Raw genomic sequence first — 25,728 nt, 5'->3', positions numbered from 1 at the left:
GAGGACGCGGCGGTCAGCTGCGGCTGCGGTGCCTGCGTTAGACTCGGCAGATTCAACTCTGCCCGATTCCCGTGCCCCCACGCTACGATTCCGACGACAACGACGCGTTCGAGGACGACACCGACAGCCACTGGCCGCTGTGGCGCCGTCGCCTGATCACCTGGGGCATGGCCGCCGTGGCGCTGGCGCTGGGTTTCCTCATTCCCTATACGGTGTACCTGAACACCCAGGTCACCCAGCGCTTCGGCGAACTGCGCTGGCAGATTCCCACCCGCGTCTACGCACGGCCGCTGGCATTGGCGCCGGGCGTGGCCATGGATGCGCAGACGCTCAAGACCGAGCTGGCGGCATCGGCCTACCGTGATGACGGCACCGGCAAGGCGCCGGCCACCTTCAGCCAGGACGGCGGCCGCTTCGTGGTGTCCAGCCGCGGCTACAACGACGTCGACGGCAAGGTCGCGCCGCGCCGGATCGAGCTGAGTCTGTCCGGTGGCCAGGTCGCCTCGCTGCGCGACGCAGACAGCCGCAAGGCGCTCAAGGCCGCGCGGCTGGACCCGGCGCGTATTGCCACCCTGTACGGCCAGAAGCAGGAAGAACGCCGCCTGGTCCGGCTCGAAGACACCCCCGAGCTGCTGGTCACCGGCCTGCAGGCGGTGGAGGACAAGGATTTCAACCGTCACCATGGCATCGACCTGAGCGGCATCGCGCGCGCGGTCTGGGTGACCGTGCGCTCCGGCGGCCAGAGCCGCCAGGGCGCTTCCACGCTGACCCAGCAGCTGGCCCGCAGCGGCCTGCTCGGGATCGGCAAGGAACAGACCGTCACCCGCAAGTTCAACGAGGTGCTGTACGCGCTGATCATGGAGGCGCGCTACGACAAGCGCACCATCCTGGAGGCCTACCTCAACCAGGTGTACCTGGGCCAGCGCGGCAGCCAGGCGATCCACGGCATGTCCTCCGGCGCCGAATTCTGGTTCGGTCGTGACCTGTCCTCGCTCAACACCGAACACATCGCGCTGCTGATCGGGCTGGTCAAGGGGCCGTCCTACTACGACCCGCGCCGCAACCCCGAGCGCGCGCTGGACCGGCGCAACTTCGTGCTCGGCAAGCTGCACGAGAACGGCCTGATCGACGACACCGAGCTGCAGCGTGCGCTGAAAGCGCCGCTGGGCGTGCCGAAGAACCCCGGCCTGATCGCCGCCAACCGGTTCCCGGCCTATGTCGACCTGGTGCGCCGCCAGCTGGGCCATGACTACCCCGAAGCCGTGCTGCAGGGCGCTGGCCTGAGCGTGATGACCGGCATGGCGCCCTCGGCCCAGGCCTATGCCGAAGGTGCGGTGACCAAAACGCTGAAGTCGCTGGAAAACAAGCGCCGCCCCGAACTGCAGGCCGGCCTGGTGCTGACCGACGTGCACAACGGCGACGTGCTGGCCGTGGTCGGCAGTCGCGATGTGTCCGAGCCGGGCTTCAACCGCGCCATCGAAGCGCAGCGGCAGGTCGGCTCACTGCTCAAGCCGTTCGTGTACCTGCTGGCGCTGGCCCAGCCGGACAAGTATTCGCTGGCCACCTTCGTCGATGATTCGCCGGTGACCGTGCAGCTCAGCCGCGGCAAGCGCTGGACCCCGGGCAATGCGGACAACCGCAGCCACGGTACCGTGCGCCTGGTCGACGCGCTGGCCAATTCCTACAACCAGGCCACCGTGCGGGTGGGCATGCAGGTGGGGCCGGAGCGGGTCACCCAGCTGATCCACGTGCTGGCCGGGTTGAAGGCCGAGAGCAATCCGTCGGTGATCCTGGGCGCGACCGACCAGAGCCCCTATGCGATGGCGCAGCTTTACCAGTTCCTGGCGTCCGGTGGCGAGATCCAGCCGCTGCACGCCGTGCGCGGCGTGCTCGATCCGCAGGGCAAGCTGCTCAAGCGCTATGACAAGACCCCGGCGCCGGCCCAGGAAGGCGACTCCATCGCCGCCAACCTGATCAGCATCGGCCTGCAGCAGGTGGTGTCCAGCGGCACCGCCGCGCGCCTCAACGCCGATGGCCTGTCGCGCCTGCAGGCGGCCGGCAAGACCGGTACCTCCAACGATGGTCGTGACAGCTGGTATGCCGGCTACACCGGCGACCACCTGGCGGTGGTCTGGATGGGCAACGACCAGAACGAGCAGACCGGCCTGTTCGGCGCCACCGGCGCCATGCGGGTCTGGTCGGGCATCTTCAGCCGCCTGCCGAGCGCGCCGTTGAAGGTCAGCAACAAGGGGCTGGACTGGCAGCCGGTGGAAGCCGGCGGCACCGCCGCCACCGACGAGTCCTGCCCGGGCGCGCGCCGCTTCCCGTTCGTGGTCGGCTACGCGCCGGCCTACACTGCCTGCGTGGCCCCCACCGCATTGCCGGAAGGCGAAGGCGGCGAGGGTGGCGAAGGCGGTGGCTGGCGCAGCTGGTTCGGCCTGGACAAGAAGCCCGAACCGGCCGCCGAGCCGGCGCAGGCCGCTCCCGCGGCCACTCCCCCCGCTCGATGAAGCGCAACGCAAGGCAGCTCCGCATGACGACTTCCCGCACCGTGATCCGTACCGCTTCCGTGCTCGCGCTCGGCCTGGCGTTGGCCGCCTGCGTGTCCACCGCGCCGCCGGTGAAGCCGCCGGTCGACACCACCACGCCGGCACAGCGCATGGCGGCCGTGGATGCCAGCGCCGGCAAGGACGACAAGGAGCTGGATGTACAGCCGCTGCGCGATGCCGGCATCGAGGACCTGCGCGTGGTGGCCAAGTCCAAGCGCCAGGCCAACGACCTGGCCGGTGCGGCCGAAGCGCTGGACCAGGCACTGCTGATCAACGAAGGTGATCCGTCGATCGTGCAGGAACGCGCGGAGATCGCGCTGCTGCAGGGCGACTGGGCCCGCGCCGAAACGCTGGCCCGCAAGGCGGTGGAGCTGGGCTCGAAGACCGGCCCGCTGTGCCGCCGCCACTGGGCGACCATCGAACAGGCGCGCCTGGCGCGCGGCGAGAAGGAAAACGCGGCATCGGCGCACGCCCAGCTGGAAGGCTGCACGGTGCCGGGCATCAAGCGCTATTGAAACGGTGCCGGCCAGCGGCCGGCACTACAATGGCAGTATGTCCCGCCTTGCCCACGCCAGCAGTGAAGCCCTCAACGAGGGCGGCACGCTCGCCAGCCAACTTAATGCCTTCGTCGCCCGTCCGGCGCAGCTGCGCCTGACCACGGCCATCGCCGAAGCCTTCGACCAGCGCGAGGTGCTGCTGGCCGAGGCCGGCACCGGCACCGGCAAGACCTTCGCCTACCTGGTGCCGGCGCTGCTGTCGGGCCTGAAGACCATCATTTCCACCGGTACCCGCGCGCTGCAGGACCAGCTGTACCACCGCGACCTGCCGCGCGTGCGTGCCGCGCTCGGAGTGGGGCACAGCAGCGCGCTGCTCAAAGGGCGGTCCAATTACCTGTGCCGGTACCGGCTGCAGCAGGCGCGCGGCGAGCCGCGCTTCACTTCGCCGCAGGAAGTGGCGCAGTTCCAGCGCATCCTGGCCTGGTCGGGGCGGACGAAATTCGGCGATATGGCCGAACTGGAAGCGCTGCCCGACGATTCGCCGCTGTACCCGATGGTCACCTCCGCGGTGGACAACTGCCTGGGTACCGAGTGCCCGTTCTGGGATGACTGCTTCGTAGTGCAGGCGCGCCAGCGTGCACAGGCGGCCGACGTGGTGGTGGTCAACCACCACCTGCTGCTGGCCGATCTGGCGCTCAAACAGGAGGGCTTCGGCGAAATCCTGCCGGGCGCGCAGGCGTTCGTGATCGACGAAGCGCATCAGTTGCCGGAGCTGGCCGCCAATTTCTTCGGCGAAGGATTCGGCATGCGGCCGTGGCAGGAGCTGGCGCGCGACTGCCTGGCCGAGAGCCGCAGCGTGGCCGGTGCGCAGGCCGCGCTGCACGCGCATGCCGGCGCGCTGGAGCAGACCCTGCGCGAGCTGCGCACGGCGATGGACGGCCTGCCCGCGCGCGGTACCCAGTGGCGCGCCCTGGCGGTGCCGCAGGTGCGCGATGGCTTCGATGCCGCGATGAGTGCGCTGGTGGCGCTGCGCGACGTACTGGATGGCGTGCGCGCGGCTTCCCCCGGCCTGGATGCCTGTCACGCGCGGGCGATGGAGGCGGTGTCGCGGTTGTCGCGCTGGTTGGGCGATGATGCGCCGCTGCTGGACTTCGATACCGACCCGGAGCAGGTTCCAGCACCGGCCGAGGTGCTCTGGTATGAGCTCACCCCGCGTGGCTTCCGCTGCCAGCGCACGCCGATGGATGTGTCCGGGCCGCTGCGCGAGCACCGCCAGCGTTCGATGGCGGCGTGGATATTCACCTCGGCCACGCTGACGGTGGACGGCAGGTTCGAGCACATCGCCCAGCGGCTGGGCCTGGACGACCCGATCACGTTGCTGCAGCCCAGTCCGTTCGACTGGGCCCGGCAGGCGCTGTGTTATCTGCCGACCGACCTGCCGGATCCGGCCGCGCGCGGCTTTGGTACCGCGCTGATCCGCGCGCTGACCCCGGTGCTGGAAGCATCGGGCGGGCGCGCATTCCTGTTGTTCGCCTCGCATCGCGCATTGCGCGAAGCCGCCGAAGCACTGCGCGACGCGCCGTGGCCGTTGTTCGTGCAGGGTGAGGCGCCGCGCGCCACGCTGCTGCAGCGCTTCCGCGAATCCGGCAACGGCGTGCTGCTGGGCTCGGCCAGCTTCCGCGAGGGCGTGGACGTGGTGGGCGATGCGTTGAGCGTGGTGGTGATCGACAAGCTGCCGTTCGCCGCCCCCGATGACCCGGTGTTCGAGGCACGGCTGGATGCCATCCGCCGCGATGGCGGCAACCCGTTCCGCGACGAGCAGCTGCCGCAGGCAGTGATCGCGCTCAAGCAGGGCGTGGGGCGGCTGATCCGCAGCGAGACCGACCGGGGCGTGCTGGTGCTGTGCGACCCGCGCCTGGTCAGCCGCAGCTACGGCCGCACCTTCCTGGATTCGCTGCCGCCGTTCCGGCGCACCCGTTCGCTGGGCGATGTGCAGACCTTCTTTGCGCCACAATGGCCTGCCACTGCTGCCGACACCGGGACTGCCAGTCCCGCCGCGGTTGCCGATGCCTTTCCTACTTCCCTGTTCTGATCCCCATGAAACTGCTCGCCTTTGAAACCGCCACCGAAGCCTGCTCCGTTGCCCTGTACGTGGATGGGCAGGTGCGTGAGCGCTTCGAGATCGCCCCGCGCCGCCATGCGGAACTGAGCCTGCCCTGGGCCGAGGAACTGCTGGCCGAGGCCGGGCTGGCGCGCTCGCAGCTGGATGCGATTGCTTTGGGGCGGGGGCCGGGCGCGTTCACCGGCGTGCGGCTGGCGATTGCCATCGCACAAGGCATCGCGCTGGCGCTGGATCGCCCGTTGATCCCGGTCTCTACCCTGCAGGTGCTGGCGCTGCGCGCGCCGGCTGAAGCCACCCACGTGCTGAGCAGCATCGATGCGCGCATGGGCGAGGTCTACGCGGCGCGCCACGTGCGCGTGGATGGCCAGTGGCAGCTGCAGGGCGAGGAAGTGGTGTGTGCGCCGGAGGCCGTGGAACTGCCCGATGGCAGCCGCTGGTTCGGTGTCGGTACGGGCTTCGGTGCGGCCGAGGGCGTGCTGGCCACGCGGCTTGCCGATCAGCTGGACGGTGTCGACGCGCAGGCATTGCCGCGTGCCTCCGACCTGCTGGCGCTGGCGGTACCGATGTTCGAGCGCGGCGAGGCGATGGCCCCGGAGCTGGTTGAACCGGCTTACCTGCGCAACAACGTCGCCTTGACCCTGGTCGAACAGCAGGCCGCGCGGGCGGCGAAACAGCGCTGATCAATCAGAGCGCCCGGAGCCGGCGTTACCGGTCGTCGCGCAGCTCGCCGCCGGGCAGGAACACCCAGGTCCGGGTGACCTGCAGGATATCCACGCCGTCATCGGTCTTGGGCAGCGGCGGGAACGGCTGGGCCAGGCGGATCACCCGCAGCGCGGTTTCATCCAGCAACGGCGTGCCGCTGCTGCGCAGGATCCGGCTGCTTTCCACGCTGCCATCGCGGCGCACGCCCACGGTGATCACCACCTGGCCGCCCAGCCGGCGCTGGCGCGCCTCATCGGGGTAGTTGAGGTTGCCCACGCGTTCGGCGCGGTCCACCCACGCGCGCAGGTAATTGGCGTAGGCGTATTCGCGGGTGCTGGCCGACACGAACTTGCGGTTCGGGCGCTTGGCGTACTGCGCCGAACGCAGGTGCACCTCGGCGGCCAGCCGGGCCATTTCGGCATCGCGCTGTTCGCGCGCGGTCATCGCCGCGTCCGGCTGCGGATGCTCCGGCAGTGGCTGTGGCTGCGCCTCGGCGATCGGGTCGGGGCTGTTGCGGCTGGCCACCACCCGCGCCTGCGGCGGTGGCGGGCGCGCGGCATCCTGGCGCTGCTGCGGCACCGGCGACAGCCCCGCCTGCGGCTGCGGCACGATCCCGGTCTGGTTGTCACGCGGGCGCTGCGCCTTGTCGTGGTCGCCGCCGCCCTGCTGGTTGGCCTGGGCCAGGAAGTCGGCCTGCCTGGGGGTCAGCGGGGTTTGGGTCTGGCTGAAGATCACGTCCAGGGTCGGCACCAGCGCGGCGTTGTCGCTGACCGCGAAGCCCACCCCCAGGATCAGCAGCGCATGCACCAGCGCCGACAGCGCCAGGGTCGCGCCCAGGCGCTGCGATTCGCGGGCCTGCAGGGGCACCATCGGGGCGACCGCCGTACTCATTGCGCCAGGCTGGCCTCGATCGCGTCGAACAGGGTGCCGGCGATGTTCAGCCCGAACTGCGCATCCAGTTCGCGCACACAGGTGGGGCTGGTGACGTTGACCTCGGTGAGGTAATCACCGATCACGTCCAACCCCACGAAGCGCATGCCACGGCGCTTCATTTCCGGCCCAACCTGGGCGGCGATCCAGCGGTCGCGCTCGCTCAGCGGGCGGCCTTCGCCGCGACCACCGGCGGCCAGGTTGCCGCGGAACTCGTCGCCCTGCGGAATCCGCGCCAGGCAATAGTCCACCGGCTCTCCGTCGACCAGCAGGATGCGCTTGTCGCCGGCGGTGATGTCGGGGATGAATTTCTGCGCCAGGGTCAGCCTGCGCTCGCCATCGGTCAGCGTCTCCAGGATCACGTTGAGGTTTGGATCACCGGTGCCGCTGCGGAAGATCGAGCGCCCGCCCATGCCGTCCAGCGGCTTGAGCACGGCCTGGCCATGTTCCAGCACGAACGCCTTCAGGTCGGCGTGGCGGCGGCTGACCAGGGTCGGTGGGCAGCACTGCGGGAAGAGCAGGGCGGCCAGCTTCTCGTTGTAGTCGCGCAGGCCCTGCGGGTCGTTCACCACCATCGCGCCCGCTTGCTGGGCCACGCCCAGCACCTGGGTGTCGTAGATGAATTCGGCATCCACCGGCGGATCCTTGCGCATCAGCACCACCTGGCCGGGGCCGAAGGTGGTCTGGCTGAATTCGCCCAGCGTGAACCAGTCATGCTTGTCGTCGCGCACCTGCAGCGGCGCGGTACGGGCCATCGCCACCCCGTCGCGCAGCGCCAGCCCGCCGGGGCTGACGTAGTGCAGGGCATGGCCACGGCGCTGGGCTTCCAGCAGCATGGCGAAGGTGGTGTCCTTGGCGATCTTGATATGGGCGATGGCATCCATCACCACGATGACGTTCAACGGCATGGTCGCAACCTGGCGGGCAGGCGCTGATGGTAGCGGCAATGCGCCCGTATTGCCTGCCCGGAGCGGCGGAACGCAGCGTCCGGCGGTCTTCACGCTTTGCGCAGTTCCGGGCCGGGCCGGTTCGCGGGGGGCGCTCCCGGCTTGGCTTGGGAAGCACACCCTTGATGACGGCCGCGTGGTGGGATATAGATACGCTTTCGCAGCGGCGCCGGACCAAAGCAGAAGCGTCGCGCGCTCGGGGAAAGGTAATGACTGAAAACATGGCTGCGGGTGGGGAACTCGCAGGGCTCAGGGTAATGGTCATCGATGATTCGAAGACCATCCGCAGAACGGCCGAAACGCTGCTCAAGCGTGAAGGCTGCGAAGTAGTGACCGCGACCGATGGTTTCGAGGCGTTGGCGAAGATCGCCGACACACAGCCGCAGATCATCTTCGTGGACATCATGATGCCCCGTCTCGACGGGTATCAGACCTGCGCGCTGATCAAGAACAACCAGCTGTTCAAGGCCACGCCAGTGATCATGCTGTCGTCCAAGGACGGCCTGTTCGACAAGGCGCGCGGTCGCATCGTGGGCTCGGAGCAGTACCTGACCAAGCCTTTCACGCGTGAAGAACTGCTGGGTGCCATCCGCACATACGTAAACGCCTGACCAGGGGGGAAAGGCACAATGGCTCGAATCGTTCTGATCGAGGACTCACCGACCGACCGGGCGGTGTTCATCCAATGGTTGACCAAGGCCGGGCACGAAGTGCTCGAGGCCGGCAACGCCGAGGACGGGATCAAGCTCGTCCAGGAACACCAGCCGCAGCTCGTGCTGATGGACGTGGTGCTGCCGGGCATGAGCGGCTTCCAGGCGACCCGCGCGCTGAACCGCGATGAGAAGACCAAGGCCATCCCGGTGATCATCGTGAGTACCAAGGCGATGGAAACCGACAAGGCCTGGGGGCTGCGCCAGGGCGCGGCTGCCTATGTGGTCAAGCCACCGCGCGAAGAAGACCTGATCGCGCAGATCAATGAACTGCTGGTGTCCTGATGCGTTCTCCCTTCGACATCCTTGAAGCCTACGAACGGCGCAGCCTGGCCCATGCGGTGCAGCTGCCCGAGCGGCAGTTCGCCCAGGACCTGTGGCGCGGCGTCGGCTACCGGGTCGGCAAGCGCCACCTGGTCTCGGACTTCCGCGAGGTGGTCGAAATCGTGCCGATGCCGCCGATCACCCCGGTGCCTGGCGCGCAGCCGTGGCTGCTGGGCGTGGGCAACCTGCGTGGCAACCTGTTCCCGGTGGTCGACCTGAAGTACTTCATGGAAGGCGAGCGCACCGTGCAGCAGGAAGGCCAGCGGGTGCTGATCATGCGGCAGGCCGGCGGCGACGTTGCCCTGACCATCGATGAACTGTTCGGCCAGCGCAGCTTCCAGCTGGACCAGGACATCGAGAGCGGCGACCTGGCCAGCGGCCGTTACGCCCATTTCATCGACCGCGCGTTCCATGGCGACGGCCACGACTGGGGCGTGTTCTCGCTCTCGCTGTTGTCGCGTACCCCCGAATTCAGGCAGGCCGCGGCGTGAACGCTGCTGCCTGCCTCACTGCATTGAAGATCGAGGTTGAACGATGAGTACTTCTTCGGAAACCGCCAAGGCCGGCAAGCTGGGCACGGTAGGAACCAATTTCTGGCTGGGCCTGCTGGCCCTGTCGATGATCGTGTTCGGCGTCAACACCGGCGTGGCCACCTGGCAGGGCAGTCGCCTGGCCGGTGCCAGTACCGGCGCGGCCGATCTCCAGGTGCTGTCCCAGCAGCTGGCCAACCAGGGCCGTGAAGCGGTCTCGGGCAACGCCCAGGCGTTCACCGCCTTCAAGGACACCAAGGCCCGCATCGAAAGTACCGTGAGCAGCCTGCAGGGCCGCTACGGCAGCGAAGCCAACGTGTCCGGTCCGCTCAACCAGCTGACCCAGACCTGGGAGCCGCTCGGCAAGAGCGCCGCCCAGCTGGTGGCCAGCGAACCGGCGGTGCTGGCCCTGGCCGGCAACGCCAACAACTTCGTCAACGGCGTGCCTGCCCTGCAGGCCCAGCTGAACGAAGTGGTGCGCGCCATGTCGGCCAGCGGCGCCCCGGCGTCGCAGGTCTACAACGCCCTGCAGCAGGTCGTGGTGGTGGGCTCGATGGCCCGCCGGGTGACCGAAATGCGCGCCGGTGGCGGCAACGCCGCCGCCGCGGGCGACGCGCTGGCCCGCGACTCGGTGGTGTTCACCCAGGTGCTGGACGCGCTGCGCAACGGCAACGAAGAACTGGGCATCGCCCCGGTCCGCAATGCCGCCGCGCTGGCCGCGCTGGAGCAGTCGCAGAAGCAGTGGGACACCATGAAGCAGGACGCCGACGCGATCCTGGCCAGCTCGCGCCAGCTGTTCTCGGCGCAGTCCTCGGCCGCGGCGCTGACCGGCGGTTCGACCAAGATGCTGGATGACAGCAAGAAGCTGTTCGAGGCGTTCTCCTCGTTCGGTTCGGTGCGTGATACCCGCCTGTTCCCGAACTTCTGGCTGGGCGTGATCTCCGGCGCACTGTCGCTGATCGCCATCATCGGCTTCGTCAGCAGCACCGTGCGCAGCCGTTCGCGCGAACAGGAACTGCGTTACCAGACCCAGGTGGAATTCAACAGCCGCAACCAGCAGGCCATCATGCGGCTGCTGGACGAAATCAGCTCGCTGGGTGAGGGCGACCTGACCGTAAAGGCCTCGGTGACCGAGGACATGACCGGCGCCATCGCAGACGCAATCAACTACGCCGTGGACGAACTGCGCCACCTGGTGACGACCATCAACGACACGTCGGCCAAGGTCGCCGTGTCCACCCAGGAAACCCAGGCCACGGCCATGCAGCTGGCCGAAGCGGCGGGCCACCAGGCCAACCAGATCACCTCGGCATCGGACCGCATTGGCGAAATCGCGTCGAGTATTGAACAGGTGTCGCGCAACTCCGCCGAGTCGGCCGACGTGGCACAGCGCTCGGTGGTCATCGCCGCCGAAGGTGCCGGCGTGGTGCGTGAAACGATCCAGGGCATGGACCAGATCCGCGACCAGATCCAGGAAACCTCCAAGCGCATCAAGCGCCTGGGCGAGTCCTCGCAGGAAATCGGCTCGATCGTGGAACTGATCAACGACATTTCCGAGCAGACCAACATCCTGGCGTTGAACGCCGCGGTGCAGGCGGCCTCGGCCGGTGAAGCCGGCCGCGGTTTCGCGGTCGTGGCCGACGAAGTGCAGCGCCTGGCAGAACGCACCTCCGGTGCGACCCGCCGAATCGAGAACCTGGTCCAGGCCATTCAGGCCGATACCAACGAAGCGGTCAGCTCGATGGAGCAGACCACCGCCGAAGTGGTGTCCGGTGCACGCCTGGCCGAGGATGCCGGCACGGCGCTGACCGAAATCGAACGCGTGTCCAACGCGCTCAACAACCTCATCAAGAACATCTCGATCGCCGCCCAGCAGCAGTCGTCGGCCGCGTCGGACATCACCCGCACCATGGGCGTGATCCGTCAGATTACCGGCCAGACCTCGCAGGGCGCGGGACAGACCGCCGAGTCGATCGGTCATTTGGCACAGCTGGCGGCCGACCTGCGCCGCTCGGTTGCCGACTTCAAGCTGCCGGCGTGAGCCGCGGGCAGGGCGGAGAGGGAAGGAATCAGCAGATGATGCATCGCGATAAAGCACAGCACGACATGCGCGCCCACCTGCCGGGAGACCTGGCATGAGCACGCTGCGCGATGCCATGAGCCACGCCGCCCTGGGCTGGGTGAAGCCGGAGCTGGACGAGACCCTGCGCCAGGTGCGCAACGAGCTCGAGTACTACGCCGAAGACCCTGCCGATGGCAGCCGCATGCGTTTCTGCGCCGGCTACCTGCACCAGGTGCAGGGCACCCTGCGCATGGTCGAGCTGTATGCCCCGGCGATGGTGGCCGAGGAGATGGAACAGCTGGCCAATGCCATCGGCGCCGGGGAAGTCCCCGACCGCGACGAAGCCTGCGCCACCCTGATGCGCGGCAGCGTGCTGCTGCCCGATTACCTGGAGCGCCTGCAGAACGGTCACCGCGACATCCCGATCGTGCTGCTGCCGCTGCTGAATGACATCCGCCTGGCGCGCGCCGCGCCGGTGATCAATGAAAGCGTGCTGTTCGCGTTCGCGCCGGACAGTGCCAGCGCCACCGAGGCCGAACTGGACCACGCACGTGGCAGCCTGAGCGGACGCAACCGCGAGCTGCTCGACACCGTGGGCAATGCGGTCAAGGAAGAGCTGCTGCGCATCAAGGACGCACTGGACCTGCACCTGCGTACCGGCGGCGAGCCGGCCCAGCTGCAGACCCAGGTCAACGAACTGGGTGCGGTCGCCGACACCCTGGGCATGATGGGCCTGGGCGTGGCCCGCGGCGTGGTCGTGCAGCAGCGCGATGCGCTGCGTGGCGTGGTCGACGGGCAGCAGCAGATCGATGAGACCCTGCTGCTGGATATCGCCGGTGCGCTGCTGTACGTGGATGCCTCGCTGGACGACCAGGTCGCCCACCTCGGCGCCGGCGGCAGTGGTGAAGACGATCCGAGCGCGGCCGAAGGCCGACGTACCGTTGAAGTGCTTGCCCATGAGGCGATCGCCAACTTCTCGGCCGCGCGCGAGCATTTCGTCGCGTTCATCGAAACCAACTGGAACCACGAGCAGCTGCACGAAGTGCCTCGCCTGCTGGGCGAGGTCGCCGGCGCGTTGCGCATGCTCGACCTGTCCACGCCGGCCGATTACCTGCAGGGCGTGCGCCAGTACATCGCGGTCGAGCTGATCGGCCGCCAGCGCGTACCCAGCGGCCGCCAGCTGGACACCCTGGCCGACGCCATGGCCAGCCTGGAGTATTACCTCGAAGCCCTGCGCGAACGCCGCCAGGGTCGCGACGACATTCTCGACATTACCCGCACCAGCCTGGAAACGCTGCGCTACTGGCCACTGCCGGACGAAAATGCCGCCCCGGTCGATGCCAGCGCCGAGGCGCTGCCGGTGGCCCCGGAACACGTGGAGCTGACCGGATGGGATACCCCCGTGGTGGCCCCGGTGGAAACGGCGGTCACGCCGGCCGCCCCGGCACCGGGCGACGTTCCTTCGCCGCCGCTGCCGGACTTCACCTTCGAGCCGCTGCCTGAGGTCGCTGCCGCCGCGCCCGTCGCGCCGGCCAGCAAGCCCGCGCCGACGCTGGTGTTCGAAGCGTCGACCGCCCCGGTCGCTTCGGACGCGCCGCAGTGGACGCTGCACAGCGAACCGGTGCGTACCGATGACGCTCCCACTTTCGCCCACTTCGATCCGGTGCTGGCGGAAGATGCCAGCGTCGGCACGTCGTGGCAGGCCGCACCGGCAACCGACATCGCACCGATCGCCCTGGATGGCGTGGACGCGACGCCGTCCGACACCGCAGCACCGATCGCCACCGGGTTCGACCCGGTCGCCGCCGAACACGATGCACTGGAACTGAGCGACGAGCCGATCGAATTCACCTTCGACGAGCCGCTGCACAATGCCGGCGACGTGCTCTCGCTGCAGATCGACGATGCGCCGGCCACCGACTCCAGCGAGCTGGATGTACAGGCGCTGCCGGCGTTCCTGCAGGAGCAGGCCGAGCCGGTTGAAGACGAACCGGTTGAAGCGGTCGCTGTACCGGCCGAAGACCTGATCGATGCCCGCCAGGACGAGGCTCGCGAAGACGAAGCTGCCATCGAAGCAACGGGCGTGGGCTCCGTCGCTGGCGTGCAGGAAGCCGTGATCAGCAAGATCGAGCTGGACGACGAATCCGCGCGCTTCCTTGCCGAGCTGGATGCCGCCGCCGCGCAGTTCTCCACCGCGCCGGCTGTCGAGGCGCCTGCCGTGGTCGACGCGCCGGTTGCCGCTGACGAGCCGGGCACCATCGACGCCGGCTTCGAGGACGATGGCGAGAACATCGACCAGGATATCCGCGACGTCTTCATCGAAGAGTTCGACGAGGAACTGGTCAACCTGGGCAACCTGCTGCCGGTGTGGCGCATGGCCCCGGACAACATGGACCGCCTGCGTCCGATCCGCCGCGTGTTCCACACCCTGAAGGGCAGTGGCCGCCTGGTTGGCGCGCGCACCCTGGGCGAGTTCAGCTGGAAGATCGAAGGCATGCTCAACCGCGTGCTGGACGGCAGCCGCCCGGCATCGCCGGCGGTGGTGGCAATGGTCACCCAGGCCTATGAAGTGCTGCCGCAGCTCAACGCTGCGCTGCGCGATGGCAGCCGCGTGAGCGCGGACCTGCAGGCCATGCAGGGCATCGCCGACCGCGTTGCCGCGGGCGAGGAAACCTTCCATGTGCCGCTGCAGCGGCCGACTCCGGCCGCCGCGCCGGTGGAGCCGATCGACGTGGCCGTGGCCGACGTCGTGCAGGAAGCCGCCGAAGTCGAGGCCGTCGAGGCGGTCGAGGAAACCGGCGGAACCCCGGCCAACATCGACGAGGTGCTGCGCGAAATCCTGGAGGCCGAAGTCGAGGCCCACCACGCTACGCTGCAGGCCTGGCTGGAAGAAGCTCAGGCGGCGCCGCAACCGGTCACCGATACCCTGCTGCGCGCGGTGCACACCATGAATGGTGCGTTCGCGATGACCGACGTGCCGGAAATCACCGCAGTCACCGGTAACGCCGAGAGCTTCATCAAGCGCTCCTTGGCGGCCGATGCGGTGCCGGGCACCGAAGGCGTCGAGGCACTGGCCGCTGCCGCCGTTGCGATCCGTACCACGATGGTGGCGCTGCAGGCCGACGCCCCGCGCATTCCGTCGCAGGCTGCGCTGGCCGAACGCCTGCAGGCGCTGGCCGAAACGCTGCCCGAAGCACGTTGGCCGGCACTGGTTGCCGACGATGGCATGGACCTGGACGGTGATGACGCCGACGAACGGGATGCCGTTGCCGATGCCGACAACGACGCGGAGGCCGATGCATCCCAGGCCGCGCACGATGTCACCGCGCATGAGCTGGCCGCGCTGTCCGCACAGTTCGATGAGCGCAATGGCTACGCCGTTGCCGACGACAGCACCGACACCGGGCTGCAGCAGGCCATCGTCGAGGCCGACGCGCTGTCGCTGGTCGACGCCGGCGAAACGGCCGACGATGCCCTGGTGGTCGATGAGCTGACGGGCAGCGACGATCTTTCGGCTTACTTCAACGCCGAACTGGTGACTCCGTTCGACGCGCCGTCCAGCGCGCCGGTCGATACCACGCCGGAAACCGTGGAAGCGCCCATCGTCGAGCACGGCCTGGAAACCGTGGAGCTGACGGGTGCGGACGATCTGTCGCGCTTCTACGAGCACACCCTGCCGGACACGGTGGAGGTTGCGGACGCAGCTGCCGCGGAACCGTCGCAGCCGCTCGACATCGTCGCCGAAGAGATCGTGGCCGAAGAGATCCAGGCCGAAGAGATCCAGGCCATCGAACTGGAGGCCGTGGAAGTCGAGGCGCTGCACGACGCGATCGAATCGGAGGCCGACGCACCGGGCACCGCCGATGACAGCGCCGGGTACAGCCTGGATGCCATCGAAGAAAACGAAGACGCTGCGGTGCTGGAAGACGTCATCCCGTCGACCCCCGCGTTCGGCGAATCGGTTGAGCTGCAGCAGGCGCTGGACGATGGCCTGACCATCGTCGACGGTCCCGATGCGGAGGCAACTGCCGACGACGCTCCGGTGCTGGGCCTGGATGCGCGCCACGAAGCTCTGGACGAACGCGATGCGTTCGCCGAGTCCGAAGCAGGCCTGTCCGATGCCGAAGCATCGTCGCCGTCGGCACCGCTGTTCGAACTGGAAGACGCCCCGCTGTCCGCCGCCATTGCGGCGGACGAAGCGGCCGCCGAAGAAGAGGAAATCGACGACGCCGGTTCGCTGGACTTCAGCGTGCTGGACCGCGAGCTGGTCGACATCTTCGTCGAGGAAGGCAAGGACCTGCTCGACCATTGCGATGGCCTGATCAGCGAACTGCGCGCCGCGCCCCAGGATCGCGAAGCGATCGCCGGGCTGCAGCGTGATCTGCACACCCTCAAGGGTGGCGCACGCATGGCCGGCATCAACGCCATCGGCGACCTGGGCCACGGCATCGAATCGCTGCTGGAGGCGGTCGCCGCCAACCGTACCGATATCGACCGCAGCGACGTCCACCTGCTGGAACGCGGCTTCGACCGCCTGCACCAGATGCTGACCCGCACCGGTCGCCACCGCGACGTGGCCATGCCGGACGACCTGATCGCCGCGTTCGAAGCGCGCACGCTCGGCCGCGCCGAAGCAGAAGACGCGCCCGCCGCGCCTGCTGCCGCGGTCGAGGTCTCGGCGGTGGTCGATACGGCCGTTGCGTCGGCACCGTTGTCCGCACCGGTGCCGCTGGAAGCGTCCACTGACGAAGACACCCTGGCGCGTCCGCAGCAGGAGCAGGTGCGTGTGCGCGCCGACCTGCTGGACCGCCTGGTCAACCACGCCGGTGAAGTGGCGATCTACCGGTCGCGCCTGGAACAGCAGCTGGGTGCCTTCCGCGGTGCCATGGGCGAACTGGACCGCACCAATGCGCGCCTGCGCGACCAGCTGCGTCGCCTGGACCTGGAAACCGAAGCCCAGATCGTGGCTCGTTACCAGCGCGAGCAGGAACAGGTCGACCACAAGTTCGACCCGCTGGAACTGGACCGCTTCTCCACGCTGCAGCAGCTCAGCCGTGCGCTGAACGAATCCGCAGCCGACCTTGGCGGCCTGCAGGGCGTGCTGGACGATCTGTCGCGCCAGTACGACGTCCTGCTGCAGCAGCAGTCGCGGGTCAGCTCGGAACTGCAGGATGGCCTGATGCGCGCGCGCATGGTGCCGTTCGACGGCCTGGTGCCGCGACTGCGCCGCGTGGTCCGCCAGGCCGGCCAGGACACCGGCAAGCAGGTCCACGTCACCCTGGACGGTACCCACGGCGAACTGGACCGCAACGTGCTCGACCGCATGGTCGCGCCGCTGGAACACATGCTGCGCAACTCCGTGGCCCATGGCCTGGAGACCCCGGAGCAGCGTCGCGCCGCCGGCAAGCCGGAGGAAGGCGAGATCGCCATCCGCCTGCGCCGCGAAGGCTCGGAAATCGTGCTGGAAGTGGCCGATGACGGCGCTGGGCTGAACCGCGAGGCGATCCGTCGGCGCGCCGAACAGCGCGGCCTGGTCGAGGCCGACGCCGTGCTCAGCGATGCCGAACTGGACGCGATGATCTTCTCACCCGGGTTCAGCACCGCCGACCAGGTCAGCCAGCTGGCAGGCCGCGGCGTGGGCATGGACGTGGTGCACAACGAAGTGCGCCAGCTGGGCGGCTCGGTGGACATCCACTCGGTGCCGGGCAAGGGCGTCACCTTCACCCTGCGCCTGCCGCAGACCCTGGCGGTCACCCAGGCGGTGTTCGTGCAGATCGGCGAGACCACCTTCGCGGTGCCGGTCGCCTCGGTCAGCGGTATCGGCCGGATCTCGCGCGAGCGCTTCGAATCGGCCAACGGCGGTTACCACTACGGCGGCGAAGAATTCGCGCTGCACGACCTGGGTACGCTGGTCGGCCAGGGCCAGGCCCGTGCCGAAGGGCAGGACCAGGTGCCGCTGCTGCTGGTGCGCGCCGGTGAACTACGTGCGGCGGTGGCGATCGACCAGGTGCTGGGCAACCGCGAAATCGTGGTCAAGCCGGTCGGCCTGCAGATCGCCTCGGTACCGGGCATCTACGGTGCCACCATCACCGGCGATGGCCGCGTGGTGGTGATCCTGGACGTCGCCCCGCTGGTGCGCCGTTACCAGGCCAACCCGCTCAAGCCGATCGCACCGGCCGCGCAGGCAACCGACCGCCAGGCCCCGTTGGTGATGGTGGTCGACGACTCGCTGACCATGCGCAAGGTCACCGGCCGCATCCTGGAACGCCACAACTTCGAAGTGGCCGTTGCCCGCGACGGTATCGAAGCGTTGGAGCGCCTGGAAGAGCGGGTACCCGACCTGATGCTGCTGGACATTGAAATGCCGCGCATGGATGGCTATGAACTGGCCACCGCCATGCGCGCCGATCCACGCTACAAGGGCGTGCCGATCGTGATGATCACCTCGCGCAGCGGCGACAAGCACCGTCAACGCGCCTTTGAAATCGGTGTCCAGCGTTACCTGGGCAAGCCGTACCAGGAGCTGGACCTGATGCGAAACGTGTATGACCTGCTGGGGATCGCCCGTGCCCGTGAATGACCTGAACCCGCTGCCGTCGGTGGCATTGCTGGCACGGGTCGGCCCGGCGCGTGAGCGCCTGCGCGAAGCGCTGGCCCAGGCCGGTGCGACCGTGGTGCTGGAAGAGGATCCCAACAGCGTGGATCTGGAAACCCTGGGCGGCGCGGACGCCGGCGCGGTGCTGATCGCGCTGGAACCGGCCATCGAGGATGCGCTTGAACGCCTCGACCCGGTGCTGGCCTCGCCGTCGCTGACGGTCATCTTCGACGAAGCCGAACTGGCTGCGCGCCGCGAGGGCTGGGAAGCCCAGCGCTGGGCGCGCCACCTGGTGGCCAAGCTGCATGGCCATCAGGACGTGCTGCCGCCGGGCGCCGAGCAGGAAGGCCTGCTTCAGCCCGAGCCCGGCCTGCCGCAGACACCAGCCGAACTGCATGCCGACGCGCCGCTGGAATTCCATGTGCGCGAAGCCTTCGACGCCGCCGGCGACGTGCCGCCTGACGGCCTGTACCAGGCGCCGGAAGGCTACAGCGAGCCGATCTCGCTGGAGGAAGCACTGGCCGCCATGCAGGCGCCGGTCGCCGCACCGTCGGCCAGCGTGCCGCCGCCGGTCCCGGCCTCGGCCCCGCCTGTCCCGCGCGCGCCGTTGGGCGACCACAGCAGCTGGTCGCTGGTGGATGAAGACAGCGCGGTACCCGTTGCCGCGCCAGCTGCGCCGGTCAGCGCGCCAATCGAACCCAATGCGTTCGACATCGAGCGCCTGTCGCTGGTCGAGCTGGAAGCTGACGCCGACCCCAGCGGCGCCGCACCCGGCGCCGTGCTGGTGCTGGCCGGCATCGGTGGCCCCGACGCGCTGCGCCGGCTGCTGGCCGCGCTGCCGGCCGGGCTGGCGGTGCCGATCCTGGTCTACATGCGCCTGGACGGGGGCCGTTACGGCAACCTGGTCAAGCAGATGGCCCGTGTGTCGGCGTTGCCGGTGGTGTTGGCCGAATCCGACCAGCCGGTGCTGGCCGGCAATGCCTACATCCTGCCCGATGACGTGGGCGTGGCCGTGCACCACCGCGGCCTGCATTTCACCGCGGATGCCAAGGGCATCCAGGTGGCCGCGTTGCCGCCGGCGCACAGCGCCGTGGTGATGCTCAGCGGCAGTGACGTGGCGCTGCTGGACGACGTGCTGTCGCTGGCCGTGGCCGGCGGCTGGGTCGCGGGCCAGACCGGTGAGGGCTGTTACGACCCGATCGCCGCCAACGCGGTGGTTGCCGCCGGCATGGCCGCCGGTGATCCGCCGCAGCTGGCCGCCGCCATCGCCGAACGCTGGGGCGTGAGCGAGTAATCGCCACGCCGTATCACTTTCAGGAAGCAGACGCATGAGCTACGCCAGCAACGACGAAATCCGTGGGGTACTGATCCAGGCCGGGAGCGAGCGCGTGCTGCTGCCCAATGCGACGGTGGCCGAAATGATGTCCAAGGTGCCGGTCACCCCGGTGGACAACGCGCCCGCGTGGCTGATCGGCGAAATCCGCTGGCAGGGCTGGGACGTGCCGCTGATGTCGTTCGCGCGCCTGTCCGGCCAGGGCGAGGACGCGGTGGTGAGCAACAACAAGGTAGTGGTGCTCAAAGCGCTGGGTGGCAACCCCAATCGCCCGTACCTTGCGCTGCTGACCCATACCTTCCCGCAGCTGATCGCGGTGCCGCGCGACGGCCTGCTGGCCGACGCCTCCGAAGAAACCCTGCCGAAAGGCGTGCACATGCGCGTGCTGCTGGGCGAACAGAGCGCGTTGCTGCCCGATCTTGACGCGCTGGAAGCGGCCCTGGATGAGGCGCTTCCGGTGAATTGACCGGGGATTCGACACCCCGGAAATGCGGTAGCTCACGACCGTGGGGCGTGACGACGCGTCAGCCCAGATCCCCCAACCGCGCCTGCAAGGCCGCGATCGCGGCCAACCCGGCGGTTTCGGTGCGCAGGATCCGCGGCCCCAGCTGCAATCCCTGGAACCCGGCTGCCGCCAGCGCCTGCCGATCGCGCGGCGACCAGCCGCCCTCCGGCCCGATCGCAATCACCACTCCACCGGGCGCGGCCTCCAGCGTGGACAAGCGATGCTCGCCCAGCGGGTCCAGCGTCAGCTTGAGCGCTTCGGCAGGCATTCCCTTGGCCGCCTCCTGCACGCCCAGCGGCGCCGCTACCTCCGGTACCCGGGCGCGCCCGGACTGCCCACAGGCCGACACCACCACGCTGCGCCAGTGCGTCAGGCGCTTTTCCGCGCGCGCCGCGTCCAGCTTGACCTCGGTGCGCTCGGCATTGACCGGCACGATCGCCTGCACCCCCAGTTCGGTGGCCTTCTGCAGGATCAGGTCCATCTTCTCGCCGCGCGCGATGCCCTGCAGCAGGGTGATCGACAGCGTGGATTCGTTGTCCAGCGCCTGTGCGGCCTCGATCCGCACGCGGGCGTCGCGCTTGCCCGATTCCACCAGCGTGGCGCTGTAGTCGTGGCCATCGCCATTGAACAGTACGCAGCCTTCGCCCTCGCGCAGACGCATCACGCGGACGAGATGATTGGCCACCTCTTCGGGCAGCGACAGGGTCTGGCCGACGGCCAGCGGAGCTTCCACATAAGAACGGGTCACGCGCATGCAACAGCTTCCTCGATCGCAGCCAGGGTGGTCTGGGCCAGCAGGTCCAGGTGTTCGTCCTCCACGCAGTAGGGAGGCATCCAGTACAGCACGTTGCCCAGCGGGCGCAGCACCACGCCGCGCCGCAACGCGGCGTTGTAGGCATGCAGTCCCACCCGCGCCCCGGCGGGGAAGGGCGTGCGCTTGTCGCCGTTGCGGGTCAGCTCGAACGCGACCACCATGCCGGCCTGGCGTACATCGGCCACATGGGCGTGGTCGGTGAAGGGCGCGGCCAGGGTGCGCATGACCTCGGCGGTGCTGCGGTTGCGCGCGATCACATCCTCGCTGGCGAAGATGTCCAGCGTGGCCAGCGCGGCCGTGCAGGCCAGCGGGTTGCCCGTGTAGCTGTGCGAATGCAGGAAGGCACGCTCGCGGCTGTCGTCCAGGAACGCGTCGTACAGTGCCTGGGTAGCCAGCACCGCCGCCAGCGGCAGGAAGCCACCGGTCAGGCCCTTGGACAGGCACAGCAGGTCGGGCATCACCCCGGCCTGTTCGCAGGCGAACAGGGTACCGGTGCGGCCAAAGCCGGTGGCGATCTCATCGGCGATCAGGAACGCGCCATTGGCATCGCATAGTTCGCGCGCCCGCTTCAGATAAACGGGGTCGTGCATGCGCATGCCACCAGCACACTGCAGGCGCGGCTCCAGGATCACCGCGCAGATCTCGCCCGGGTGCTGGTCGAACAGGTCGGCGAGGCGATCTGCCGCCTCATGGGCGCGCTCAGCGGCGCTCTGTCCGGGTTCGGCCAGGTAGGCGTCCGGCGAGGGTGCGAACAGTGCCTCGGTCAGCAGCGGCGCGTAAACGCGGCGGTACAACGGAATATCCCCGACCGACAGCGCGCCCAGGGTTTCACCGTGGTAGCCGTTCTCCAGCGCCACGAAGCGGGTGCGGTGCTCCTCGCCGCGGTTGCGGAAGTAATGGAACGCCATCTTCAATGCGACCTCGACCCCGGCCGAGCCGTTGTCGGCGTAGAACACCTTGGACAACGGCGCGCGCCCGGCCTGGCGCGGTGCGATCGCCAGCAACCGTTCGGCCAGTTCAACCGCCGGTTCGTGGCTGAAGCCGGCCAGCATCACCTGCTCCAGCTGCGTGGCCTGGCGGGCGATGGCCGCGCCGATGCGCGGCTCGGCATGGCCGAACAGGTTGGTCCACCAGCTGCTCACCGCATCCAGGTAGCGGTGGCCGTCGTGATCGACCAGCCACGGGCCTTCACCGCGCGCAATCGGCACCAGCGGCAAGGTGTCCGGGTGCTCACGCATCTGCGTGCACGGGTGCCACAGCACGGCCAGGTCGCGTTGCCGCCACCGGTCGGCCAACGTAAGGGGGGCTGGGTCTGCTAGCATTTCGAGCTCATGGCCACGTTTTCACCTGCCTGCATTCTATCGATCTCAAAGAGCCAGTTCGCATGACCCGTCCGCTGCCCACCATCCACCAGATCACGGACGAGGAAAGCGGCCCGTTCCAGCGGCAGCACCTGGACCTGGAGTTCTCCAACGGCGAACGCCGCCGCTTCGAGCGCCTGGTCAGCCGTGGCCACGGCGCGGTGGTGGTGGTGCCGATGCTGGATGACCAGACCGTGCTGCTGGTGCGTGAATACGCGGCCGGCGTGCACCGCTACGAACTGGGGCTGGTGAAGGGCCGCATCGATGCCGGCGAAACCCCCGAACAGGCCGCCGACCGCGAGCTGAAGGAAGAAGCCGGTTACGGCGCGCGCCGCCTGGACGTGCTGCGCGCCATGACCCTGGCCCCGACCTACATGAGCCACCTGTCGCACCTGGTGGTGGCCCGCGACCTCTACCCCGAGCGCTTGGTTGGCGATGAGCCCGAAGAGCTGGAAGTGGTGCCGTGGAAAATCGCCGAGCTCGACCGGCTGATGCTGCGCGAGGACTTTTCCGAAGGGCGTTCGCTGGCGGCGTTGTTCATTGCCCGCCAGTGGCTGGAACGCGGGGAATGATCAAACTCACCACCGATCTGCGCGAAACGGTGATTGCAATTGCCCAGGACGCCGCCGCCGCCATCATGGCGGTGTATGCCACGCCGTTCGACGTGGAGATCAAATCCGACCACAGCCCGGTCACCGCCGCCGACCTGGCCGCCAACCAGGTGATCCTGCGCGGGCTGGGCCAGCTGACCCCGGACCTGCCGATCCTGTCCGAGGAATCGGCGCAGGTGCCGTGGGAGGTGCGCCGGCACTGGGGCGCTTACTGGCTGGTGGACCCGCTCGATGGCACCCGTGAGTTCGTCAAGCGCAACGACGAATTCAGCGTCAACATCGCCCTGATCTACCAGGGCGCGCCGGCGTTCGGCGTGGTGCTGGCGCCGGTCAGCGGGGTGGCCTGGCACGCCATGCGCGGCGAGCTCGCCTATCGCCGTGACGGCATGCATGACTCGGTGCTGCGCACCCGCACCCCGGCGGCGCCGCCGCTGCAGGTGGCCGCCAGTCGCTCGCACCGCAGCCCGGAAACCCAGGCACTGCTGGATCGCATGGGCGAGATCGAGGTCGTCGCGCAGGGCTCGTCGCTCAAATTCTGCCGTCTGGCCGAAGGCACACTGGACGTGTACCCGCGGCTGGGGCCAACCGCCGAATGGGATACCGCCGCCGGCCAGTGCGTGCTGCACGCCGCAGGCGGTGCGGTGCTGTCGGCCGCTACCGGCAAGCCGTTCCGCTATAACCGCCGCGAAACCCTGTTGAACGGCGATTTCATCGCGCTGGGCGACACCCGCCTGCCGTGGCGTACCTGGATTCCCGCCTGACCGGAGCACCGATGTCCGCACCCGCCGAACTGGACCGCCTGCTGGGCATCATGGCGCGCCTGCGCGATCCGCTGCAGGGTTGCCCGTGGGACCTGCAGCAGGATTTCGCCAGCATTGCCCCGTACACCATCGAAGAAGCCTACGAGGTCGCCGACGCGATCGACCGTGGCGACCTGGACGACCTCTGCGACGAACTGGGCGACCTGCTGCTGCAGGTGGTGTTCCATGCGCAGATGGCCAGCGAGCAGGGCGCGTTCGGCTTTGCCGATGTCGCCCGCGCGATCAGCGACAAGATGCAGCGCCGCCACCCGCACGTGTTCGCGCAGGTGCAGGTCGATGGGGCTGAAGACGTCAACAGCAACTGGGAATCGATCAAGCGCGCCGAGCGCGCCGCCAAGGGCGACGCCGACACGTCCGCGCTGGCCGGCATCTCGCGCGGGCTGCCCGAGTGGCAGCGGGCGGTGAAGCTGCAGGCGCGTGCGGCGCGGGTGGGCTTCGACTGGCCGGGCCCGGCGCCGGTGCTGGACAAAGTGCGTGAGGAACTGGACGAGGTAGCGGCGGAATTCGCGCGCGGTCCGGTACAGGACAACCAGGCGCGGCTGGAGGAGGAGCTGGGCGACCTGCTGTTCGTCTGCGCCAACCTGGCGCGGCACGCCAAGGTCGACGTCGGTGCCGCGCTGCGCCACGCCAACCACAAGTTCGAACGGCGCTTCCGCGCCATGGAAGCGCAGGCGGCGGCCGCGGGCGCATCGATGGCCGGGTTGGACCTGGAGGCGCAGGAGCGCCTGTGGGAACAGGCCAAGGCCGCCGAAGCCAAGCCGTGAAAACCTTGCTGCTGTTCGTGCTGACCGCCGTGGCCGAGATTGTCGGCTGCTACCTGCCGTGGTTGTGGCTGCGCCGCGATGGCAGCGCCTGGCTGCTGTTGCCGGCCGCCGCCAGCCTGGCCCTGTTCGCGTGGCTGCTGACCCTGCACCCGGCTGCCAGCGGGCGTGTCTACGCTGCGTACGGCGGGGTATACATCGGCACCGCGCTGGCGTGGCTGTGGGTGGTGGATGGCATCCGCCCCGGCCGCTGGGACCTGCTGGGCGTGGCGCTGTGCCTGGCCGGCATGGCGGTGATCATGTTCGCGCCGCGCGCGGGCTAGGCGGGGCTGACCGTGGCGCACCGCCGCAGGCGTTGACGGAGCGGTTCTGGGATAATGACGACCTGCATTTTCATCCCCCGGATTGTGGTCATGACCCAGAAGACGCTACTCAACGATACCCACCGCGCGCTCGGCGCCAAGATGGTCGATTTCGGCGGTTGGGACATGCCCATCCACTATGGTTCGCAGCTGGACGAGCACCACCTGGTCCGCGCCGATGCGGGCATGTTCGATGTGAGCCACATGACCGTGGTCGACCTGCGCGGCGCGCAGGTGCGCCCGTTCCTGCGCCGCCTGCTGGCCAACTCGGTGGACAAACTGAAGGTGCCGGGCAAGGCACTGTACTCGTGCATGCTCAATGCGCAGGGCGGGGTGATCGACGACCTGATCGTCTATTACCTGGCCGACGACTTCTTCCGCATGGTGGTCAACGCCTCCACCCGTGAGAAGGACCTGGCCTGGATCCGCGAGCAGGCCGCCGCCTTCGATGTGCAGGTGACCGAGCGCGAAGACCTGGCGATCATCGCCGTGCAGGGGCCGACCGCACGCGAGCGCGTCACCGGCCTGGTGGCCGAGGCCGACCGCGCCGCGCTGCAGAAGCTGGGCCGCTTCGCCGCCGTGGACGTCACCGCTGCCAGCGGCGCACCGTTGTTCGTTGCCCGCACCGGTTACACCGGTGAGGATGGCTTCGAAATCCTGGTGGCCCAGGACCAGGTCATCGCCTTCTGGAATGCACTGGCGGCCGCCGGCGTGCGCCCGGCCGGCCTCGGCGCGCGTGACACGCTGCGCCTGGAAGCGGGCATGAACCTGTATGGCCAGGACATGGACGAAGCGATCAGCCCGCTGGAAGCGGCACTGGCCTGGACGGTGGCGCTGGACGAAGGCCGCGACTTCATCGGCCGCGACGTGCTGGAGGCACAGAAGGCCGCCGGTGACGCGCGCCAGATGATCGGCCTGGTGATGGATGAGAAGGGCGTGCTGCGCCATGGCCAGGCGGTGACCACCGCAGGCGGCACCGGCGAGATCCTGTCGGGCACGTTCTCGCCGACGCTGGGCAAGGGCATCGCCTTCGCCCGCGTGCCGGGTGGCGAGCTCGGCCAGGTGCACGTGGACATCCGCGGCCGGCAGGTGCCGGTGCGCGTGGTGAAGTTCCCGTTCGTGCGCGAAGGCCAGGCACAGCCCGGCGTGCTGGGCGAAAGCTGAGCACCGGTTGTTTTACACTACCCCCGTT

At 68.8% G+C, this 25,728-nt stretch carries 20 protein-coding genes; 16 read left to right on the top strand and 4 right to left on the bottom strand.

All coding sequences use genetic code 11. The features are described 5' to 3' along the window. Window positions 1-71 precede the first annotated feature (71 nt). From mrcB to tsaB, 4 genes are read left to right on the top strand one after another with little or no spacing between them, the layout of a single operon-like run. Entirely contained in the window at window positions 72-2,510 is a 2,439-nt protein-coding gene (gene mrcB / locus BAY15_RS14530) for a penicillin-binding protein 1B (protein WP_068853727.1), read from the top strand. Window positions 2,511-2,533: 23 nt separating this feature from the next. Continuing rightward, complete coding sequence (locus BAY15_RS14525) at window positions 2,534-3,064, top strand: tetratricopeptide repeat protein (protein WP_068853726.1); 531 nt, start codon at window positions 2,534-2,536, stop codon at window positions 3,062-3,064. 37 nt (window positions 3,065-3,101) lie between these two features. Beyond that, window positions 3,102-5,138, top strand: a complete 2,037-nt coding sequence (locus BAY15_RS14520; protein WP_068853725.1) for an ATP-dependent DNA helicase — start codon at window positions 3,102-3,104, stop codon at window positions 5,136-5,138. Between the two features lie 5 nt (window positions 5,139-5,143). After that, window positions 5,144-5,848, top strand: coding sequence for a tRNA (adenosine(37)-N6)-threonylcarbamoyltransferase complex dimerization subunit type 1 TsaB (tsaB, locus tag BAY15_RS14515; RefSeq protein WP_068853724.1), 705 nt, complete (start codon window positions 5,144-5,146; stop codon window positions 5,846-5,848). Between the two features lie 25 nt (window positions 5,849-5,873). Here tsaB and BAY15_RS14510 read toward each other — a convergent pair whose 3' ends face one another. Together BAY15_RS14510 and gshB are read right to left on the bottom strand one after the other, a co-directional pair. Beyond that, window positions 5,874-6,761, bottom strand: a complete 888-nt coding sequence (locus tag BAY15_RS14510; protein WP_068853723.1) for an energy transducer TonB family protein — start codon at window positions 6,759-6,761, stop codon at window positions 5,874-5,876. Next, the gene (gene gshB, locus BAY15_RS14505) at window positions 6,758-7,708 is read right to left on the bottom strand and encodes a glutathione synthase (RefSeq protein WP_068853722.1); all 951 of its coding nucleotides are present in this window, start codon (window positions 7,706-7,708) and stop codon (window positions 6,758-6,760) included. The genes BAY15_RS14510 and gshB overlap by 4 nt, the downstream gene beginning before the upstream one ends. Window positions 7,709-7,956: 248 nt before the next feature. On the opposite strand from gshB, the gene pilG reads away from it, so the two are divergent. From pilG to BAY15_RS14470, 7 genes are all read left to right on the top strand, one after another. Further along, window positions 7,957-8,358 (top strand): twitching motility response regulator PilG, encoded by a 402-nt coding sequence (pilG, locus tag BAY15_RS14500; RefSeq protein WP_068853721.1) that lies wholly within the window; start codon window positions 7,957-7,959, stop codon window positions 8,356-8,358. Window positions 8,359-8,376: 18 nt separating this feature from the next. Continuing rightward, window positions 8,377-8,742 (top strand): response regulator, encoded by a 366-nt coding sequence (locus BAY15_RS14495; RefSeq protein ID WP_068853720.1) that lies wholly within the window; start codon window positions 8,377-8,379, stop codon window positions 8,740-8,742. Then, window positions 8,742-9,272: a chemotaxis protein CheW gene (locus BAY15_RS14490; protein WP_068853719.1), complete on the top strand. Its 531-nt coding sequence runs from the start codon at window positions 8,742-8,744 to the stop codon at window positions 9,270-9,272. The genes BAY15_RS14495 and BAY15_RS14490 overlap by 1 nt, the downstream gene beginning before the upstream one ends. A 43-nt stretch (window positions 9,273-9,315) precedes the next feature. Beyond that, window positions 9,316-11,352, top strand: coding sequence for a methyl-accepting chemotaxis protein (locus tag BAY15_RS14485; RefSeq protein WP_068853718.1), 2,037 nt, complete (start codon window positions 9,316-9,318; stop codon window positions 11,350-11,352). 94 nt (window positions 11,353-11,446) lie between these two features. Beyond that, the gene (locus BAY15_RS14480) at window positions 11,447-17,953 is read left to right on the top strand and encodes a hybrid sensor histidine kinase/response regulator (RefSeq protein ID WP_068853717.1); all 6,507 of its coding nucleotides are present in this window, start codon (window positions 11,447-11,449) and stop codon (window positions 17,951-17,953) included. Further along, entirely contained in the window at window positions 17,940-19,262 is a 1,323-nt protein-coding gene (locus BAY15_RS14475; RefSeq protein ID WP_068853716.1) for a chemotaxis protein CheB, read from the top strand. The genes BAY15_RS14480 and BAY15_RS14475 overlap by 14 nt, the downstream gene beginning before the upstream one ends. A 34-nt stretch (window positions 19,263-19,296) precedes the next feature. Then, window positions 19,297-19,767, top strand: a complete 471-nt coding sequence (locus BAY15_RS14470; RefSeq protein WP_068853715.1) for a chemotaxis protein CheW — start codon at window positions 19,297-19,299, stop codon at window positions 19,765-19,767. Window positions 19,768-19,825: 58 nt separating this feature from the next. On the opposite strand, the gene BAY15_RS14465 is transcribed toward BAY15_RS14470, so the two are convergent. Beyond that, window positions 19,826-20,560, bottom strand: coding sequence for a 16S rRNA (uracil(1498)-N(3))-methyltransferase (locus BAY15_RS14465; RefSeq protein ID WP_068853714.1), 735 nt, complete (start codon window positions 20,558-20,560; stop codon window positions 19,826-19,828). Continuing rightward, the gene (bioA, locus tag BAY15_RS14460) at window positions 20,551-21,942 is read right to left on the bottom strand and encodes an adenosylmethionine--8-amino-7-oxononanoate transaminase (protein WP_068853713.1); all 1,392 of its coding nucleotides are present in this window, start codon (window positions 21,940-21,942) and stop codon (window positions 20,551-20,553) included. The genes BAY15_RS14465 and bioA overlap by 10 nt, the downstream gene beginning before the upstream one ends. Window positions 21,943-22,004: 62 nt before the next feature. On the opposite strand from bioA, the gene nudE reads away from it, so the two are divergent. The 5 genes from nudE to gcvT all read left to right on the top strand — a co-directional run bounded on the left by nudE (window position 22,005) and on the right by gcvT (window position 25,700). After that, window positions 22,005-22,553 (top strand): ADP compounds hydrolase NudE, encoded by a 549-nt coding sequence (gene nudE, locus BAY15_RS14455; RefSeq protein ID WP_068853712.1) that lies wholly within the window; start codon window positions 22,005-22,007, stop codon window positions 22,551-22,553. After that, window positions 22,550-23,353: a 3'(2'),5'-bisphosphate nucleotidase CysQ gene (gene cysQ / locus BAY15_RS14450; RefSeq protein WP_068853711.1), complete on the top strand. Its 804-nt coding sequence runs from the start codon at window positions 22,550-22,552 to the stop codon at window positions 23,351-23,353. The genes nudE and cysQ overlap by 4 nt, the downstream gene beginning before the upstream one ends. An 11-nt stretch (window positions 23,354-23,364) precedes the next feature. Next, the gene (gene mazG / locus BAY15_RS14445; RefSeq protein ID WP_068854743.1) at window positions 23,365-24,177 is read left to right on the top strand and encodes a nucleoside triphosphate pyrophosphohydrolase; all 813 of its coding nucleotides are present in this window, start codon (window positions 23,365-23,367) and stop codon (window positions 24,175-24,177) included. After that, on the top strand, window positions 24,174-24,497 hold the full coding sequence (locus BAY15_RS14440; protein ID WP_068853710.1) for a YnfA family protein: 324 nt from the start codon (window positions 24,174-24,176) through the stop codon (window positions 24,495-24,497). Before mazG ends, BAY15_RS14440 begins: the two co-directional genes overlap by 4 nt. A 90-nt stretch (window positions 24,498-24,587) precedes the next feature. Further along, window positions 24,588-25,700 (top strand): glycine cleavage system aminomethyltransferase GcvT, encoded by a 1,113-nt coding sequence (gene gcvT / locus BAY15_RS14435; RefSeq protein ID WP_068853709.1) that lies wholly within the window; start codon window positions 24,588-24,590, stop codon window positions 25,698-25,700. Window positions 25,701-25,728 lie beyond the last annotated feature (28 nt).

It is taken from the genome of Stenotrophomonas rhizophila (assembly GCF_001704155.1).
GTDB lineage: Bacteria > Pseudomonadota > Gammaproteobacteria > Xanthomonadales > Xanthomonadaceae > Stenotrophomonas > Stenotrophomonas rhizophila_A.
The sequence above is the reverse complement of the archived record's forward strand: the minus strand, read 5'-3'. Positions and strand labels throughout refer to the sequence as shown.